General features: G+C 69.6%; 13 protein-coding genes and 1 pseudogene. 9 read left to right on the top strand and 5 right to left on the bottom strand.

From position 1 onward, the window contains the following. Positions 1–273: 273 nt before the first annotated feature. The 5 genes and pseudogenes from VKV26_10630 to VKV26_10610 all read left to right on the top strand — a co-directional run bounded on the left by VKV26_10630 (position 274) and on the right by VKV26_10610 (position 8192). Positions 274–4809 carry an IPT/TIG domain-containing protein gene (locus tag VKV26_10630; GenBank protein HLZ70349.1) on the top strand — a complete coding sequence of 1512 codons (4536 nt, stop codon included), beginning with the start codon at positions 274–276 and terminating at the stop codon, positions 4807–4809. 474 nt (positions 4810–5283) lie between these two features. Next, positions 5284–6846: a GAF domain-containing sensor histidine kinase gene (locus VKV26_10625; GenBank protein ID HLZ70348.1), complete on the top strand. Its 1563-nt coding sequence runs from the start codon at positions 5284–5286 to the stop codon at positions 6844–6846. Positions 6847–6869: 23 nt separating this feature from the next. Then, positions 6870–7232, top strand: a complete 363-nt coding sequence (locus tag VKV26_10620) for a response regulator (protein ID HLZ70347.1) — start codon at positions 6870–6872, stop codon at positions 7230–7232. A gap of 109 nt (positions 7233–7341) precedes the next feature. Then, positions 7342–7551, top strand: a pseudogene (locus VKV26_10615) (sigma factor). A gap of 98 nt (positions 7552–7649) precedes the next feature. Continuing rightward, entirely contained in the window at positions 7650–8192 is a 543-nt protein-coding gene (locus tag VKV26_10610) for a dihydrofolate reductase family protein (GenBank protein HLZ70346.1), read from the top strand. Positions 8193–8299: 107 nt separating this feature from the next. Here the strand turns inward: VKV26_10610 and VKV26_10605 are convergent, their stop codons facing one another. From VKV26_10605 to VKV26_10590, 4 genes are all read right to left on the bottom strand, one after another. Continuing rightward, positions 8300–9475, bottom strand: coding sequence for a MaoC family dehydratase N-terminal domain-containing protein (locus tag VKV26_10605; GenBank protein HLZ70345.1), 1176 nt, complete (start codon positions 9473–9475; stop codon positions 8300–8302). Positions 9476–9656: 181 nt separating this feature from the next. Beyond that, on the bottom strand, positions 9657–10574 hold the full coding sequence (locus tag VKV26_10600; GenBank protein ID HLZ70344.1) for a phosphotransferase: 918 nt from the start codon (positions 10572–10574) through the stop codon (positions 9657–9659). A 50-nt stretch (positions 10575–10624) separates the two neighbouring features. Continuing rightward, a complete protein-coding gene (locus tag VKV26_10595; GenBank protein HLZ70343.1) occupies positions 10625–11068 on the bottom strand; it encodes a hypothetical protein in 444 nt (147 codons plus the stop codon). Then, positions 11065–11676 carry a hypothetical protein gene (locus tag VKV26_10590; GenBank protein HLZ70342.1) on the bottom strand — a complete coding sequence of 204 codons (612 nt, stop codon included), beginning with the start codon at positions 11674–11676 and terminating at the stop codon, positions 11065–11067. Before VKV26_10590 ends, VKV26_10595 begins: the two co-directional genes overlap by 4 nt. Before the next feature lie 172 nt (positions 11677–11848). On the opposite strand from VKV26_10590, the gene VKV26_10585 reads away from it, so the two are divergent. From VKV26_10585 to VKV26_10575, 3 genes are read left to right on the top strand one after another with little or no spacing between them, the layout of a single operon-like run. After that, positions 11849–12628, top strand: a complete 780-nt coding sequence (locus tag VKV26_10585) for a glucose 1-dehydrogenase (GenBank protein HLZ70341.1) — start codon at positions 11849–11851, stop codon at positions 12626–12628. Between the two features lie 31 nt (positions 12629–12659). Then, the gene (gene rsmI / locus VKV26_10580; GenBank protein HLZ70340.1) at positions 12660–13520 is read left to right on the top strand and encodes a 16S rRNA (cytidine(1402)-2'-O)-methyltransferase; all 861 of its coding nucleotides are present in this window, start codon (positions 12660–12662) and stop codon (positions 13518–13520) included. Beyond that, the gene (locus VKV26_10575) at positions 13514–14350 is read left to right on the top strand and encodes an amidohydrolase family protein (protein ID HLZ70339.1); all 837 of its coding nucleotides are present in this window, start codon (positions 13514–13516) and stop codon (positions 14348–14350) included. Before rsmI ends, VKV26_10575 begins: the two co-directional genes overlap by 7 nt. Here the strand turns inward: VKV26_10575 and VKV26_10570 are convergent. Further along, on the bottom strand, positions 14347–14550 hold the full coding sequence (locus VKV26_10570) for a hypothetical protein (GenBank protein HLZ70338.1): 204 nt from the start codon (positions 14548–14550) through the stop codon (positions 14347–14349). The two genes, VKV26_10575 and VKV26_10570, sit on opposite strands and share 4 nt — an antisense overlap. 206 nt (positions 14551–14756) lie before the next feature. Here VKV26_10570 and VKV26_10565 point away from each other — a divergent pair, with 206 nt between their 5' ends. Continuing rightward, complete coding sequence (locus VKV26_10565; protein HLZ70337.1) at positions 14757–15464, top strand: Crp/Fnr family transcriptional regulator; 708 nt, start codon at positions 14757–14759, stop codon at positions 15462–15464. The last annotated feature ends 47 nt before the right edge of the window (positions 15465–15511 follow it).

Genomic DNA, 15511 nt, shown 5'->3' with positions numbered 1-15511 from the left:
TTCAACCGCCGCCGGCTCCATGGAGAGTTAGGCATGGCGCCGCCAGCGGAGTTCGAGGCCCTGTACTACGATGAGCAGCAGCCGCTTCCACTGGCTGCTTCCCAATAACCCGAGTCTCTATGAAACCCGGGGCGGTTCACCCCCGTCCCCAGCACTCTCTCTGGTATTTCCTGTATAGCAGTCGATCCGGCTGCCTATAACAAGGCAAGTGATGGTGCAGATATCCTGCCGCAGGGCAAAGCACTATCGGTTCAAAGGGCCAACCCTGCTCAATTGCTCACCCTCGATCGATTGGATATCGACAGTTCTGCGTCACAGAACAGTCTGATGGTCAGGATCGATCTGCCTTTAACGGAAAATCAGACCTTGCACTACTATACGATCGAGGCACGTCGTCGCTTCGGTTACGATCACGGGCTAACCGATGATTCAGAAGGAGTGGTTGTACACGAGGTAAAGATCCCTGGAATTACCATAGGCATCGTTCCCTATTCCGGCTTTCCTCAAAAGGGGGTTGGCGGGACGATCACGCTGGCGGTCGGTGATGGCTTCTATGACAGCGCCAACGGGGTTTCCATCACCGTGCACGCCAAGACGGACACGGGCTATCAGGTCATCGTCGGGTTCCCTACCGTCGCCTCGGTCACCCCGAACTCTGGTCCCGAAGCTGGTAACCAAGCGGTGACCATCCACGGTCAAGGCTTTCCGAGTGTCGCTGGAGACACCAGCTTCCTGTTCGGTGCCAACCCGGCGACGGGTGCGCAGTGCCAACCAGACCCGGTGGACGGCAACCTGGATCTCTGCACTGCGACGACGCCTCCAGGCACAGGCGCAGTCCCGGTGACGGCGACAGTGGGCGGCGCAAACGGCGTTCGGAGCGCGGACCCCTCGCCGCCGGTGTACATCTATGCGGCTAAACCGACGGTGACGCGTGTGGATCCACCGGGCGGCCTCTCGGGGGGTCAGAACACCGTGGTGATCACCGGCACAGGGTTCGCACCCGGTGAAGGCGACACGAGCGTGGCGTTCGGATCGGTGGCGGCGACGCTCGTTCAGCCGTGCACGACTACGCAGTGCACGGTGCAGGCGCCAGCCGACAGTTCCGGGATCGCCATCCATGAGGTGGACGTGCGCGTCACCGTCGGCGGCCAGACGAGCGACATCGACCCTTCAGGCCGAGACCAGTACACCTACTACGTCTGCTCAGCATCCGTGATCGGCAGCCCGGCCTCACCGGAGCCCGTCGCGACCTACGCCACGGTCGCCGAGCAAGTGACCAATTGCCTCCAGCCCCAGGCCCGCACCACCTTCACCGCGCCTGGCTTCGCCGCCCCCGCGGTGCTGCAGGACTATGGCTACAACGCCACCAATCAGACGGTCTTCTGGCAGACTGACGCGGATAGCGCCGCCACCTATGACTTCGCCCTCTACCTGAAGCAGTCGGGGGCGGCTGATCCCACCACCCCGAGTGCGGACCTGCCCTACATCCTCTCCGGCGGCATGCACTCGAACGCGATGATGGCTCCGCAGGGGAGCGGCACCACCGCAGGGGCGGCTACCGCCACGCGGGCGCCTTCGGTACCCACGACTGAGGTGCACGCCGGCAAAGGACCGCGCCCTAACCCCAGGGGGAGGGGCCGCACGCCGTCCACCCCTCGGCCGTCGGCGCTCGCCTACGACCAGGCCGCGCCGCAGCCCACCGCGAGCTTTGTCCAGAGCAGTCAAACGCTCGTGCCGCAGACCAGCGGCAGTCCGACCGACCGGCTCCTCTTCTGCTGGAACCACTACGACGGTCCCAGCATCGATGGCGAGGTGATCGACATCGAGTTTCTTGGCCCTACCGGTGTGCTGACGCCGGTCGATCAGTGGGGCGACACCTATTTCAATGCCGCGAGCAACGATGAGGGCGACGGCAACGGCTACGGCTGCTTCTTCTTCACCCCCGCCGATTGGTTCCAGGGCACGATTCCCGGGGGCATGTGGTCGGTGCTGACGGTGGGGGAGCAATCCGGTATCACCGTGCTCAGCCAGATCAACCTCAGCGGCAGCAGCAGTGGCAGCGGGCCGACGGTCACCAGCCTCAGCCCCGGTCACGGCAGCGCCGCCGGCGGCGACCCCATCACCATTCAGGGCACCAACTTCAGCGCCAGCGGCACCACGGTCAGCTTCGGCGGCACGGCGGCGACCGTGCAGAGTTGCACGCTTACGCAGTGCGCCGTGACCAGTCCGCCGGGGTCGGGCCAGGTCAACGTCGTCGTCACTGTCGGCGGTGCATCGAGCGCGACCGGCAGCCAGACGCTGTTCAGTTACGACCCGCCGACGGTGGGCGCGCTCTCGACCACCCACGGCGGGGTCGGCGGTGGGACCGCGGTCACGATCAGCGGCACCAACTTCAGCGCGAGCGGCGCCACCGTCGCCTTTGGCAGCGCCGCCGCAACGAATGTCTCCTGCACCGCCACCAACTGTACGGTCACCAGCCCGCCTGGCACCGGCCAGGTGAACGTCGTCGTGGCGGTGAGCGGGATGAGCAGCCAAACCGGCAGCCAGACCCTCTTCACCTACGACCCGCCCAGCGTGTCCGGCGTCTCGCCGACCTCCGGGCCGGCGGCCGGCGGCACGGCGATCACGATTACGGGCAGCAACCTGAACGCCGTCACCGGCGGCACGCAGGTCAGCATTGGCGGGGTAGCGGCAACCGGGGTGCAGTGCGCGAGCGATGGCACGAGCTGCACCGCCGCCACCCCGGCGACGAGCGGCTCTGGTGGCGCCGCGCCCGTCGTCGTGACGGTCGATGGCGTTAGCAGTCAGGCGAACGCGTCGTTCAGCTACGACGCAGCGCCGCCGGTCCCCCCCACGGTCGGCGGCACCTCGGCGACGGTGGGCGCTCCCGGCACTACGCTCACGATCACCGGCACGAACTTCAGCACTACGCCCAGCCAGGACCAGGTCACCTTCAACGGCAAGCCGGCCACGGTCACGGCGGCGACGGCGACGCAGCTCACGGTCACCGTCCCCACCGGCGCGACCTCCGGCCCGCTCAGCATTACGACGCCGGGTGGCGCGGTCACGGCGGGCGACTTCTTCGTGCCCCCGGCGGGCTACAGCGCGGCGAACGTCGTTGCGACCAACCGCATGAGTGTGGGGAGCACGCAGACGGAGACGATCGGCACGGCGAACGGCATCGGGCTGGTGGTCTTCGACGGCACGGCCAGTCACCGCCTCAGCGTGCAGGTCTCCGGCGTCACGATCGGCACCTCGTCCTGTTGCAGCGCCTACGTCTCGATCAGTAATCCGGACGGCTCGACCCTAGCGGCCCGCACGCTGGTGGGCACCGGCGGCGGCTTCCTGGATGCCGTGCAGCTCCCTATGAGCGGGACAGGGACGATCGCGATCCTGCCGCAGAACGGAGCCACGGGCAGCCTGACGCTGCAGCTCAATGACGTGCCTGCCGATGCCGCCGCCAGCATCACGCCCGGCGGGGCCGCGGTCACCATCAGTACCAGTACCGCTGGCCAGAACGCCCAGCTCGGCTTTGCGGGCAACACCGGCCAGCGGGTGAGCGTCCAGCTCACGAACGTCACTATTGGCAGCTCGACCTGCTGTAGCACGTTCGTCTCGATCCGCAAGCCGGACGGCTCAACGCTCGTCTCCCCGATGTTCGTGGGCACCAGCGGTGGCTTTGTCGACACGGCGACGCTGCCGGTGACGGGTAGCTACACCGTCTTCCTCGACCCGCAGAGCAGTGCGACCGGGAGCGCGACCCTCACGCTCTTCGACGTGCCCGCCGACGCCGCGGCGAGCATCAGCCCGGGCGGCGCCGCCGCGAGCGTCACCACGACTGTGCCGGGCCAGAACGCGCAGGTCACGTTCGGCGCGACCGCGGGCCAGCGGGTGAGTCTCCAGGTTACCAACGTCACCATTGGCACCTCGGCCTGCTGCAGCACGTTCGTCTCGATCGCCAATCCCGACGGGTCGACCTTGGCGGCGCGGACCTTCGTCGGCACCAGCGGCGGCTTCCTCGACGTGGTGACGGCGCCCGTGGCCGGGACGTACACGATCGCCCTCGATCCGCAGGGAACGGCCAGCGGCAGCGCCACCCTCACGCTCTACGATGTGCCGGCAGACGCCAGTACCACGGCCACGCCGGGTGGGGCCGCGGTCACGCTCAGCCTGGCGACCCCCGGCCAGAACGGCCAGGTGGGCTTCAGCGGCGCCCAGAACCAGCGCGTCAGCCTCGCGCTCAGCGCGGTCACCGTGGCCGGTCCCAGTGGCCCGGCAACGTGCTGCAGCAGCAAGGTCTCGCTCCTGAAGCCGGACGGTTCAACGCTGGTGGCCCCGACCTTCGTTGGCACCAGCGGCGGCTTCATCGATAGCGTGACCCTGCCGGTGGCGGGCACCTATACCGTCGTGGTTGACCCGCAAGGCGCGGATGCCGGCAGTATGACGTTGCAGCTTTACGACGTGCCGGCCGACGCGAACGGTACCCTGACCGTCGGCGGAGGCGGCGTGACGCTGACCGTGACCGTGCCGGGACAAAACGCGCGCCTGGCGCTGAGCGGCACAGCGGGGCAGAGCCTCAACCTGAGCTTCACCGGCGTGACGGTGAGCGGCAGCAGTGGCCCGGCGAGCTGCTGCAGCACCAAAGTCTCGGTGCTCACGCCCGACGGCTCAAAGCTTATCAGTCCGCGCTTCGTCGGCACGAGCGGCGGCTCGATAAGTATCGGCAGCCTGCCTGTGGACGGCAGCTACACGATCGTGATCGATGCCCAGGGCGACGATACCGGCAGTGTGACGGTCGCGGCGTCGTAGCCACGCGCATTCCGTCGAGGGCTGGCATACGCGCTCCTTTGCGGCGGGCGAATCGTTCAGGGCGACGGTACCGCGATTGGCCGCCGCGGTTCAATGGCGCCATGCCGACGTGCGACAATGTTGCCGGACGGGCCGTATGCGCGGCGGGGCGAGGAGCAAGCCGACGTCTCCGGATGAGAACAAGGCGCGCCTGCTGGCGTTCATGGAGGAGTTCTGCCACCGCGGCGGCCGGGTTTGCACTCGACGTGCGCAGCGCGCCCGGCGCCGGCACGACCGTCTGCCTTGAAGCCGCGCTGACCTAGCGCCGCCTGGCAGGGCGCCCGTGCGAAGCGATGCGATCCGGTGAAGCCCGATATAGGGAAAACACTGATTGTCCAGACCGTTGTCATCGTTAGAGTGTAAGCGTACTCTTGACACAAAAGCGCAGCGCGGGCGGGCGCCGCTGGGGCACGTCGCGCGTTCGGGACACCCGGAATGCTCGAAATCGCGCTCTGCGCCAACGCGATCATCGCCGCGTGCTATTTCGTGATCGCGGCGCTGATCTTTACCGGCCTGGTCAAGCAGCGGCGCCTGGGGTTCAACCCGCTCGGCACGGCCACCGGCTTCATCTTCCTTACCAGCGGCCTCAGCCACTGGATCCACGTGGAAAACTTCCTGCTCGCTCCCGAGTTCTACCGCAGAGACCCCGGCCTCTGGCACGTGGCGCTCGTCGACTCGCTCACCGTGCTGCCCGCCACCATCTACCTCGCCCTGCGCCGCCGCTACGGCCTGGTCATCCGTGGCCAGCACGCGCTGCTCGACTTCCAGCGCCGCCTGGAGATGGCCGAGGCGATGCGCGACATTGGCCAGGACATCGCCGCGCAGACAGACCTGGAGGCCGTGCTGCGGCACGTGGTGGACCATGCATTGATGCTGCTCGGCGCCGACTACGCCGTCGTCACCGCCCGCGACGATGAGGGCGATTCGCACCTCCGAGTTGTCGGCAATCGCTATGACGTGCCCGACGCCTCCGAATGGAGCGCCGCCGCCTTCGCGCCGGGCACCAGCCCCGCCGCCGCGGCGATCGCCCGGCGCCAGCCGTTCGTCAGCGAGGACCTGACCGCCGAGCCGGGCTACGCCAGCCGCGAGCTGGCGCTGCACCGCATTGAGGGCGGCCGTGCGGCGCTGGCGGTGCCGCTCTTCCGCGCCGACGAGGTCTTCGGCTCGTTGATGGTGGCCTACCGTGCGCCGCGACGCATCACGCGCGGCGACCTCTCGGCCGCCGCCGCCCTCGCCAACATGGCCGCGATCGCGATCGGCAACGCGCGGCTGATCGAGAGTCTGCGCCGTGCCGAACGCATGAAGAGCGAGTTCCTCTCCGTCGCCGCGCATGAGCTGAAGACACCGGTCACCAGCCTGCGCGGCTTCTCGCAGCTCGTGGTCAAGCGCTTCGACACCACCGGCGAGTTGGACCCCTTCCAGGTGCGCCGCGCCCTGTTCAACATCGAGCAGCAGTCGCAAAAGCTCTCGCGCCTCGTCACGCAACTGCTCGACGTCTCCCGCGCCGAAAGCGGCCGGCTCACCGTGCAGCCGGCCGACACCGATCTCTGCTCGCTGGTGCAGGGCGTGGCCGCAGGCGTGCGCCAGAGCGCCGGCCGCCGCACGATCGAGGTGCGCACGCCGAACAGGCCCCTGCCGGCCCGCGTGGATCCGCTGCGCATCGAGCAGGTGCTCACCAACCTGCTGGACAATGCCGTCAAGTTCAGCCCCGAGAACGGCGCGATCGAGGTGGAACTCAGCGAACTGGGAGGCGAGCTGCTGCTGACGGTGTCCGATCACGGCATCGGCATCCCGCCTGAGCACCGCGGCAAGATCTTCGATCGCTTTTATCAGGCGCACGAGGGCAGCGCCAGCGCCGGCATGGGCCTGGGCCTGTACATCAGCGCCCAGATCGTGGAGCGGCACGGCGGCACGATCCGGGCCGAGTTCCCCGAGCAGGGCGGCACGCGCTTCACCGTGACGTTGCCGCGCGGCCGCGTGACGGTGGGTGCGGCGTAGACCGTCACAGAGCGAGGCAGCCGGTGGCCGCTTCTCGTCCCGTGCTGGTGATCGACGACGACGACAGCATCCGCGAACTGGTGCAGATGGCGCTGCGCGACGAGGGCTACGATGTGCTCACAGCGCAGCACGGCAGCGCGGCGCTGAGCCTGCTCGGCCATGAAAGCCCCGGCCTGATCCTGCTCGACATGCGCATGCCGGTGATGGACGGCTGGGAGTTCGCCCGCGTCTACCGGGAGCGGCCCGGCCCGCACGTGCCGATCGTGGTGATCACCGCCGCGCACGAAGTCGCCGAGCGCGCCGCCCAGGTCTCGGCCGACGACTATCTGGCCAAACCGTTCGACATCGACGACCTGGTGCAGATCGTCGGGCGCCTCGTGCAGTAGCTGCTTTCGCCGCGGAGTCCGCGGGAGCAGCCCCGCCGCCGGTGACGGTCCCGCGTCGCTCGCGTACGATCGCCTGTGACGACGAGACGACGAAGGGGACGCCGGCAGGATGACCGATCACGCGGCGACCGACGCAGGGATCGCTCGCCCGACGCCGCTGGGGACGGAGGCCTCCGCGACTCTTCTGGATCAGCACCGTCGCGAGCTGACGGCCCGCTGTTACCGGATGCTGGGCTCGGCGTTCGAGGCCGAGGACGCCGTGCAGGAGACGCTGGCGCGCGCCTGGCGCAGCCTCGATCGCTTCGAGGGCCGTATGAGCGATGAGTTTCGCAAGGCCGCTCAGTCTAATGGCGTGGACGGCACAACGGCGTGCCGTGCACCGGGGCCGCGCCCCAACGCCGAAGAGGAGATCACGTCATGCGCAAAATCGTAGCGGGGCTGTTCATGTCGCTCGATGGTGTGATCGGGTCGCCCGACAAGTGGAGCTTCCCCTACTTCGACGAGGAGATGGGCCAGGCCGTCGGCGGGCTGATCGCCGCGAGCGATACACTGCTGCTCGGCCGGGTCACCTATGAAGAGTTCGCCGCGGCCTTCGCCGGCGACACGAGCGGCAACCCGGACGCGGCGCAGATGAACGGCATCGCCAAAGTCGTCGTCTCCACCACCCTGAAGCAGGCCGACTGGCAGAACTCGACCCTGCTTAACGGCGACGTGGCCGAGGGGATCGCCCGGCTCAAACAGCAGCCGGGTCAGAGCATCGGCATGAGCGGCAGCAACACGCTGCTCCGCTGGCTGCTGCGGCGGGGGCTGCTGGACGAGTTGCACCTGCTCGTCGTGCCGGTGGTCGTGGGCAGCGGCAAGCGGCTGATCGAGGGCGAGGGCGAGCAGTTGCCGCTCAAGCTCACCGCATCCGCCACCCACGGCAACGGCGTGCTGCACCTCACCTACGAGCCGGTGTGACCTCACCCCCTGGCCCCCTCTCCATGAAATGGAGAGGGGGAAGGTGAGGTAGGGAGGAATAGAGGGGTGGGCACGGAGTGACAGGCCCGCGCCCACCCCTCTATTCCCTACGCCAACCGGACCTCGGCCGTGCCGCGGGCCATGGTGGCCCCATACTGCGTCGTCATCTCCACCTGCACCGTGGCGATGCCGCCGCCGCGCGGGTTGGCCTCCGTGCTCAGGACTTTGCCGTTCAGCAGCGTCAGGTCGCCGGTGAGCGGCGGATGGCGATACTGCGAGCGGCAGTGCTCGATGAAGCCCGTCTCGCCCGCCCAGTTGGCGAGGTAATCCAGGATCCAGGCGCCCATGCTGGCGCCGTAACCGTAGGCGCGCGGCACGCCGATGTGCTTTGCCCAGCGCTCCTGCACGTGCCCGCGCGAGGCGCCGTAATACAGCCCGTCGCCGCGCGAAGGATCGATGCGGGCATTCTCCTCGTTGCGCGTCATCTCGCGCGTCCAGCCGGCCTTCGCCGTCGAAGTGGGAAAGCCGTCGGCGCGCGACGAGCCCCACACGGTCATCGTGTAGGAGCGCCACTCCGTGGTGAAGCTCTGCAGCGTGTGCGGGCCGATCGGCCGCTGCGGCAGCGTCTCGCCCTCCTTGACCTCGTCGAAGGCGCGGATCACGTGACCCTGCAGCGGAGCGAAGTAGGCGAGGATCTCGCGTTCGATCCGCTCCATGTCCTCGTCCGTCCACTCCGGCTCCTGCTCGAGGTCTTTGAGCGAGTCGAGCTGGCGCGCGTTGGCGACGAGGTAGCGGATCGAGGTCGAGCGTTGACGGGCGACGACCTCCCCGCGCTGGTTGATGTAGCTGGTGTCGCCGCGCTGGAACATGGTCTGGCCGGCGAAGCTGGTGTTGGCGAGACGGTAGTCGTAGGCCAGCCGTTCGGTGTGGATCGTGTCGCCCGGGTAGATGCGCGGGCCGAAGAACCACCACTCGTCGCCGCCGAAGAGCATATGCGAGCCGGGGATCGTGCCCTGGATCGCGGGCGAGGCGCCGTGGCTGGTGTCGCAGCAGACGGCGAACGACTGCGGCGCCGTCAAGCGGCCGAAGGCGCTCTCCTCCGCAAGCCGTTCGTCGTAGTAGAGCGGGTTGGCGTTCTGCATCCCCTGCGCCCAGCGGCGGATGTCGTTCGGCGCGATCGGATCCTTGAGCTGGGTGCCGCCGACGGGCCGGCCGATCCAGCGATCCACGTCCGCGGTGTCGATCGCTTCGAGGTTCAGGCCCTGCGAGACATCGGTCGCCATCGCTGTTCGCTCCTGTTGCGTGTTGAACCCGAGCTGCCCTGTGCCGTGCCTGCGGGCGTCCGGCGTTGGCGGCAAGTCCTGCCGCCCCGCGGCGCCCACGCGGGTTATACCGTGCCGCTTGCGAAGCTGTCAACGAAGCCGCGAGATTCTCAGCGTATCGCAAGCCGCACGGCGGAATACGTCACGAATTGCAGGCAGCAAGGGTTCTGCGCAGCGCCGCCAGCCCGGCCGAAGTGTGGTCCTGGTCGCCCGAGTACAGACCGAACAAGAGCTCGTGCAGGGGCGAGAGGCCGGCGAAGACCGCGGCGCGGCGCAGCATCGCCTCGGCTTCGCCCGCGCCGGCGCCATACGCTGCCAGCACCTGCCGCGCGAACGCCTCGCCTGGAGAGGTCAGCAGGCCGGCGAAGTCCAGCGCCGGATCGCCGAGGCCGGCGTCGCCGAAGTCGATCACGCCGCCGAGCCGCCCGGTCGCCGCAGCCACGAGGATGTGGTCGGCTCCCAGGTCACCGTGAATCACCACCGGCGTGAAGGCGAACTGCTCGTCGGCGTCCAGCGAGGCGAGCCAGCGCCGGAATCGCGGCAGCTCGTCGGCCGCCAGAAGCGGGCGGATCCGCCTCCGCGCCAGCTGCAGAAAGCCCGCGAACTGTTCGCGTCCGCCGGCCACGTCCGCGGGCAGGGCGCCCAGCCCGGCTGCCCGCGCGGCCGGGAAGGCGTGCAGCGCCGCGAGAAAGCGGCCGATCTCGGCGGCAAGCTCCCTGCGCTTGCCGGCCGGCAGCCGCAGGTGCGAAAGCTGGCGGCCTCGCAGCAGCGGATAGCCGGCGAAGGGAAACGGGGCCGCCGGGCAATCTCGGACGACGTGGCTGAAGCGAGGAATCGGCGCGGGCAGCGTCGGGCCGAGCGCGGGCAGGAGGCGCAGCTCGCGGTCGATCCGTTCGGCAACGTCGGCGCGCCTGGGGAAGCGAAAGACGAGCGGCCCGCTCGTGCCGCCGTTCACCACGAAGGCGTCGCTGTCCCAGCCGGCGCCCAGCCGCCGTACCGAACGCAGAGGGAGTTCGGGCAGGCAGGCACGCAGCAGGTCGCGGAAGGCGCGGGCGTTCATCTGCATAGGGAACAGGGAACAGGGAATAGGGAAGAGAGCGGGATCGTGGCTCAGGTCTCGGGCGCATCGACGGGCTGGTAGCGGGCGACGGAGAAGGCGAGGATCAGCGGGATGTCCACGGCAAAGACCGCGAGCATCAGGCTGAGCACGACCAGCGGCCCGCCGCGCGTGCCGTCGCTGATGAACGCGTACTCGATCATGCCGGCGATTACAAGATAGGCGAGCAGCGCCCAGCCGAAAACGGTGCGGAACGTGCGCCAGGCGAAATCCCCAATGCGGCCCAGTGCGGCGAGGTTGACCAGCACCAGTACGCCCGCGGCGATCAGCAGCGCCACCGCGGGCGCCAGCGGCACGTCGCCGGGGATCTGCGCCGCCAGGTAGATGCCGCCGATCACGACGAGGATCATCGCCGCCACCGCCAGCTCGGCGATCGGCGGCAGGCGGCGCTCGGACAGCGCGCCCGCGCCTTCGGGCGCAACCTCGTGCCGCATCACGTCGCCAGCCTCGTCATGATCACCAGCGTCGCCAGTTGCATGACACCGGTGACGCCGGCGGTGTAGGTGAAGCGGCGCATCAGCTTGCCGATCAGCGCCCCGTCCGGCTTCGGCTTGCGCAGCTCAAACAGCACCGCCAGGTTCGCCGGCTCCAGGACGCCCAGAGCGATCACCGCCATCACGCCGACGACGATGAACGAGGCGACGATCCAGTCGTGGCGCGGGTATGCCGCATCCAAATACTGCAGGTGACGGGCGAGCTGCCAGCCGGAGGCGAGCGTCATCGTCACCAGCGTCGGCATGATCAGCAGCATCTTCGGCATGAAGCGCGCCGAGAACTCGACGCGCGCCTGCATGGACAGCCGGCCGATGATCGGGCCGATCACCAGGCCGACAAACAGATCGATGCCCGTCCACAGCCCGCCGCCGACGACGTGGAAGAAGTCGAGCGCCCAGAGCCAGTTGCCCGCGATCGCCACGACCTCAAGTACGAGCACGGCGCCGACGATCGGCAGCCCCCAGAGCGGCACGATGCTCGCGGGCGGCCGCGGCAGCTCGATCGCGGGCGGCGGCCGGGACGGCGCCATCGGCAGCGTCGATTCGACCATGGTGCAATGCTCCGCTGGCCAGCGCCGGTCAGCGTCGCGCGGGCGAGCGACCGGCGAATGATGAGGAAGGATAGCACAGATTGCGGGGCGGCGCCGGCCGCCGTCGCGCCTGCCGGATGCGGGCGCTACGATAGGCTGCGGCGCGATCGGCGCGGGGAGCGGAAGGCGGCGCATGGCCGAACTGCCGGCGGGATTGGGCATCTTCGACCTGAGCGGGCGCACGGCGCTGATCACCGGCGCCAGCCGCGGCCTCGGCGCGGGCGCGGCGCGGGCGCTGGCTTCGGCCGGGGCGAACGTCGCGCTGGCGGCGCGCACGGAGGCCGATCTGACCGCGGTCTGCGACGCGATCGGCAGCGAAGGTGGCCAGACGCATGCGATCGTCGCCGACGTGACCGACGAGGCCACGGTCGAGCGCATGGTCGACGAGACGATCGCCCGCTTCGGCCGCCTCGACATCCTCGTGAACAACGCCGGCATGAACGTGCGCAAGCCGGCGCTGGAGATGGATGTCGCGGAGTTCGACCAGGTGCTCGGCCTCAACCTGCGCTCATATTTCTTGTGCGCCCGCGCCGCCGGCCGGCGCATGGTTGCACAGGGCTACGGCCGCGTGATCAATATGTCGTCGATCCTCTCCAGCATCGGCCTGCCCAATCAGACCGCGTACGCCAGCAGCAAGGGCGGCATCGGCGGCCTCACCCGGGTGCTGGCGATCGAGTGGGCGCCGTTCGGCGTCACCGTCAACGCCATCGGCCCCACCTACTTCGAAACGGAGCTGACGCGCCCACTCTACGAGGACCCCGCCCGCCGCGCCTTCATCACCGAGCGCACGCCGATGGGCCGCTGGGGCCAGCCGCATGAGCTGGACGGGGCACTGATCTTCCTTGCCTCCGACGCGGCGGGCTACATCACCGGCCAAACGCTGTTCGTGGACGGCGGCTGGCTGGCGTGGTGAAGCCGGGGCTGCTCGCCGGCCGGCCAGCCCCATGAGCGAGCTTGCCGGTACGCTCTATCTCGTCCCCACGCCGCTCGGCAACCTGGAGGACATGACCTTCCGCGGCGTGCGCGTGCTGCGCGAAGCGGCGCTCGTGCTGGCCGAGGACACGCGCACCGCACGGCGGCTGCTCGCACACTACGACGTCGGCACGCGCCTGCTCAGCTACACCGAGCACAACCATCGGGCCCGGTTGCCGCTGGTGCTGCGGACGCTGGTGGATGGTGACGTGGCGCTCGTCTCCGAAGCCGGCATGCCGGCGATCAACGATCCGGGTCAGGCGTTGGCCGCGGTGGTCTGGCAGGCGGGCGGGCGCGTGGTTGGCCTGCCGGGCGCCTCGGCCGTGCCGCTGGCCGTGGCGGTCAGCGGCTTCGCCTGGCGGGCCTTCAGCTTTCTTGGCTTCCTGCCGCACGCCGCCGGCGAGCGCCGCGCCCTGCTGCGCGACCAGGCGGCGGACGGCAACCTGCTGATCGCCTTCGAGACGCCGCACCGGCTGCGTGCCGCCCTCGCGGACATCGCTGCCGTGCTGGGCGAGCGGCCGATCGCCGTTTGCCGCGAGCTGACCAAGCTGCACGAGGAGGTCTTCCGCGGCACCGCGGCCGCGGCGCTGGCCCATTTCGTCGCGCCGCGCGGCGAGATCACGCTCGTGATCGCCGGGATCGAACGCAACGCGGCCGGTGAAGGCGAGGATGCAGCGGCGCTGCAAGGCTTCCTCGCCGAGCGCGTGGCCGTGGGCAGCAGCGCCCGCGACGCCGTGGCGGCGGCGATGGCCCGCTTCGGCGTTTCTCGACGCGCCGCCTACGCCGCCTGGGAGCGGGCAAAGGCCGACGCTGCTATCATGCGCCCGTGCTGATCGACGCCCACGCGCACATCTTCCCCAGCGAGTTCATCGAGGAACGCGAAGCGCTCTGCGCCCGCGACGCGACCTTCCGCGAGCTGTACGCCGACCCGGCGGCAAAGCTCGCCCGCGCCGACGAGCTGATGGCCGCGGTCGATCGCAACGGCTTCGACCACGCGGTCGCGCTCGGCTTTGCCTGGCGCGATCCGGGGCTGTGCCGCCGCCACAACGATGCGCTGCTCGGCGCGGCGGCCGAGAGCGGCGGCCGCATCATTCCCTTCTGCACGGTGAGCCTGGCGGAACCGGACGTGCTCCGCGCCGAGATCGCACGGTGCGCCGCCGCCGGGGCACGCGGCCTCGGCGAGCTGCGCCCCGGCTCTCAGGGCGCGGAGCTGGACGGTCCGGCGGGGGATCTGCTGGCGGCTCTCGCGACTGAGTTCAATCTCGTGCTGCACTTTCACGCCAGCGAGCCGGCCGGCCACGCGTATCCCGGCAAGGCCGGCGGCGAGCTGGGCACGCTGGCGCGCTTCGTCGGGCGCCACCCGCGCGTGCGCGTGATCCTGGCGCACTGGGGCGGCGGCCTGCCGTTCTACGCGCTGATGCCGGAGGTGCGGACCGCGCTGGCGAACGTCTGGTTCGACACCGCGGCCACAACCCTGCTCTACGAGCCGGCGATCTACCGCCACGCGATCGAGCTGGTCGGCGCGGAGCGGATCCTCTTCGGCAGCGACTTCCCGCTGCTCGGTCCGCGCCGCCAGCTCCGCGCCCTTACCGCCGCACCCGTCAGCGAGCGCGAGCGCATGCTGATCGCCGGCGAGAACGCCGCGCTGTTGCTCGTTCGCTAAGCGCGGCTGACGCTCGCGCCAACCAGCGAGCGCAGCCACTGCATCACGCCGCCGAAGCGCCCCACGCCGGCCCCGGCCTCGCGGCGTCGCGGCCTGTCGGCGCGGACGGCCCGCAATGCGGCCAGCTCGCGGTGCAGACCGGCGATGTCGCGCTCCCTCTGCGCCTCGTTCGCCTGCAGGTACAGGTCCTGGTGATACATCGCTCCGGCCTTCCCGCTCCCGGCCGCTGCCGGCCGTCCCGCCGATGGCACGAGTCTGCGCCGCCGCGCGGAACCGGGTTGTCCGGTGGCGTACAACCATACTGTCGGCAGGCCGACAGTCGCGCCGGCCGCCGGCCGCTTGTTGCATATGCCATACTGCGGCGGAATCTCGTTCACTCTGATGAGAAGCGTGAACGGAGCGAGCGATGCCGCCGCCGACCAACGAACAGGACAACGCCGCCTTGCTGGCCGCGGTGCCGCTCTTTCGCGGCCTGGCGCCGCGGCAGCTTGCACTGCTGGCCGAGCGACTGCGCGGCCACGGCTACCGGCGCGGCGAAGTGATCTTTCACCAGGGCGATCCGGCCGGCTCGCTGCACGTGATTCAGCGCGGCAGCGTCAAGGTCACCGCGCCCACGGCGCGCGGCACGGAGCCGCTGCTGGCGCTGCTGGGCGCGGGCGCCTGCTTCGGCGAGGTGGCCGCGCTCGACGGCGGCGTGCGCTCTGCCACGGTGACGGCCGTCGAGCAGACCGAGACGCTGGCGCTGCACCGCGACGACCTCTGGGCGTTCGTGCGCCAGCAGCCGGAGTTTGCGGAGCGCGTGATTCTGTCGCTGGTCACCAGCCTGCGCCGCATCAACACCTGGCTGGAAGACGCCTATTTCAACGACCTCGATACGCGCCTGGCGCGCCGCCTGCACGAGCTGGCGGCCACCCGGGGCGAGCACGGCGCTGACGGTGTGCAGGTGAGCTTCCCGCTTTCGCAGAGCGAGCTGGCAGGTATGCTGGGCGCCACGCGGGCGAGCGTGAACGCCATCCTGGGCAGCTATCAGGACGCGGGCCTGCTGCGGCTGGGCAAGGGATCGTTCACCGTCACCCGGCCGGACGATCTGCGCCGCCGCGCGGGGATCGAGTGAAAACGGCCCGACGCCGCACCGGGCGAGCGTCGGGCGGCATTGGACGC

Source organism: Dehalococcoidia bacterium (genome assembly GCA_035310145.1).
Taxonomy (GTDB): Bacteria; Chloroflexota; Dehalococcoidia; order CAUJGQ01; family CAUJGQ01; genus CALFMN01.
Note: the sequence above shows the minus strand (reverse complement) of the source record. Positions and strands in the feature narration are given on the sequence as shown.

Bases quoted from the DNA above. Each gene is read 5' to 3' on its own strand.
- VKV26_10625 (HLZ70348.1), top strand. From the start codon at position 5,284: ATGCTCGAAATCGCGCTCTGCGCCAACGCGATCATCGCCGCGTGCTAT.
- VKV26_10610 (HLZ70346.1), top strand. From the start codon at position 7,650: ATGCGCAAAATCGTAGCGGGGCTGTTCATGTCGCTCGATGGTGTGATC.
- VKV26_10605 (HLZ70345.1), bottom strand. From the start codon at position 9,475: ATGGCGACCGATGTCTCGCAGGGCCTGAACCTCGAAGCGATCGACACC.
- VKV26_10600 (HLZ70344.1), bottom strand. From the start codon at position 10,574: ATGAACGCCCGCGCCTTCCGCGACCTGCTGCGTGCCTGCCTGCCCGAA.
- VKV26_10590 (HLZ70342.1), bottom strand. From the start codon at position 11,676: ATGGTCGAATCGACGCTGCCGATGGCGCCGTCCCGGCCGCCGCCCGCG.
- VKV26_10585 (HLZ70341.1), top strand. From the start codon at position 11,849: ATGGCCGAACTGCCGGCGGGATTGGGCATCTTCGACCTGAGCGGGCGC.
- rsmI (HLZ70340.1), top strand. From the start codon at position 12,660: ATGAGCGAGCTTGCCGGTACGCTCTATCTCGTCCCCACGCCGCTCGGC.
- VKV26_10570 (HLZ70338.1), bottom strand. From the start codon at position 14,550: ATGTATCACCAGGACCTGTACCTGCAGGCGAACGAGGCGCAGAGGGAG.
- VKV26_10565 (HLZ70337.1), top strand. From the start codon at position 14,757: ATGCCGCCGCCGACCAACGAACAGGACAACGCCGCCTTGCTGGCCGCG.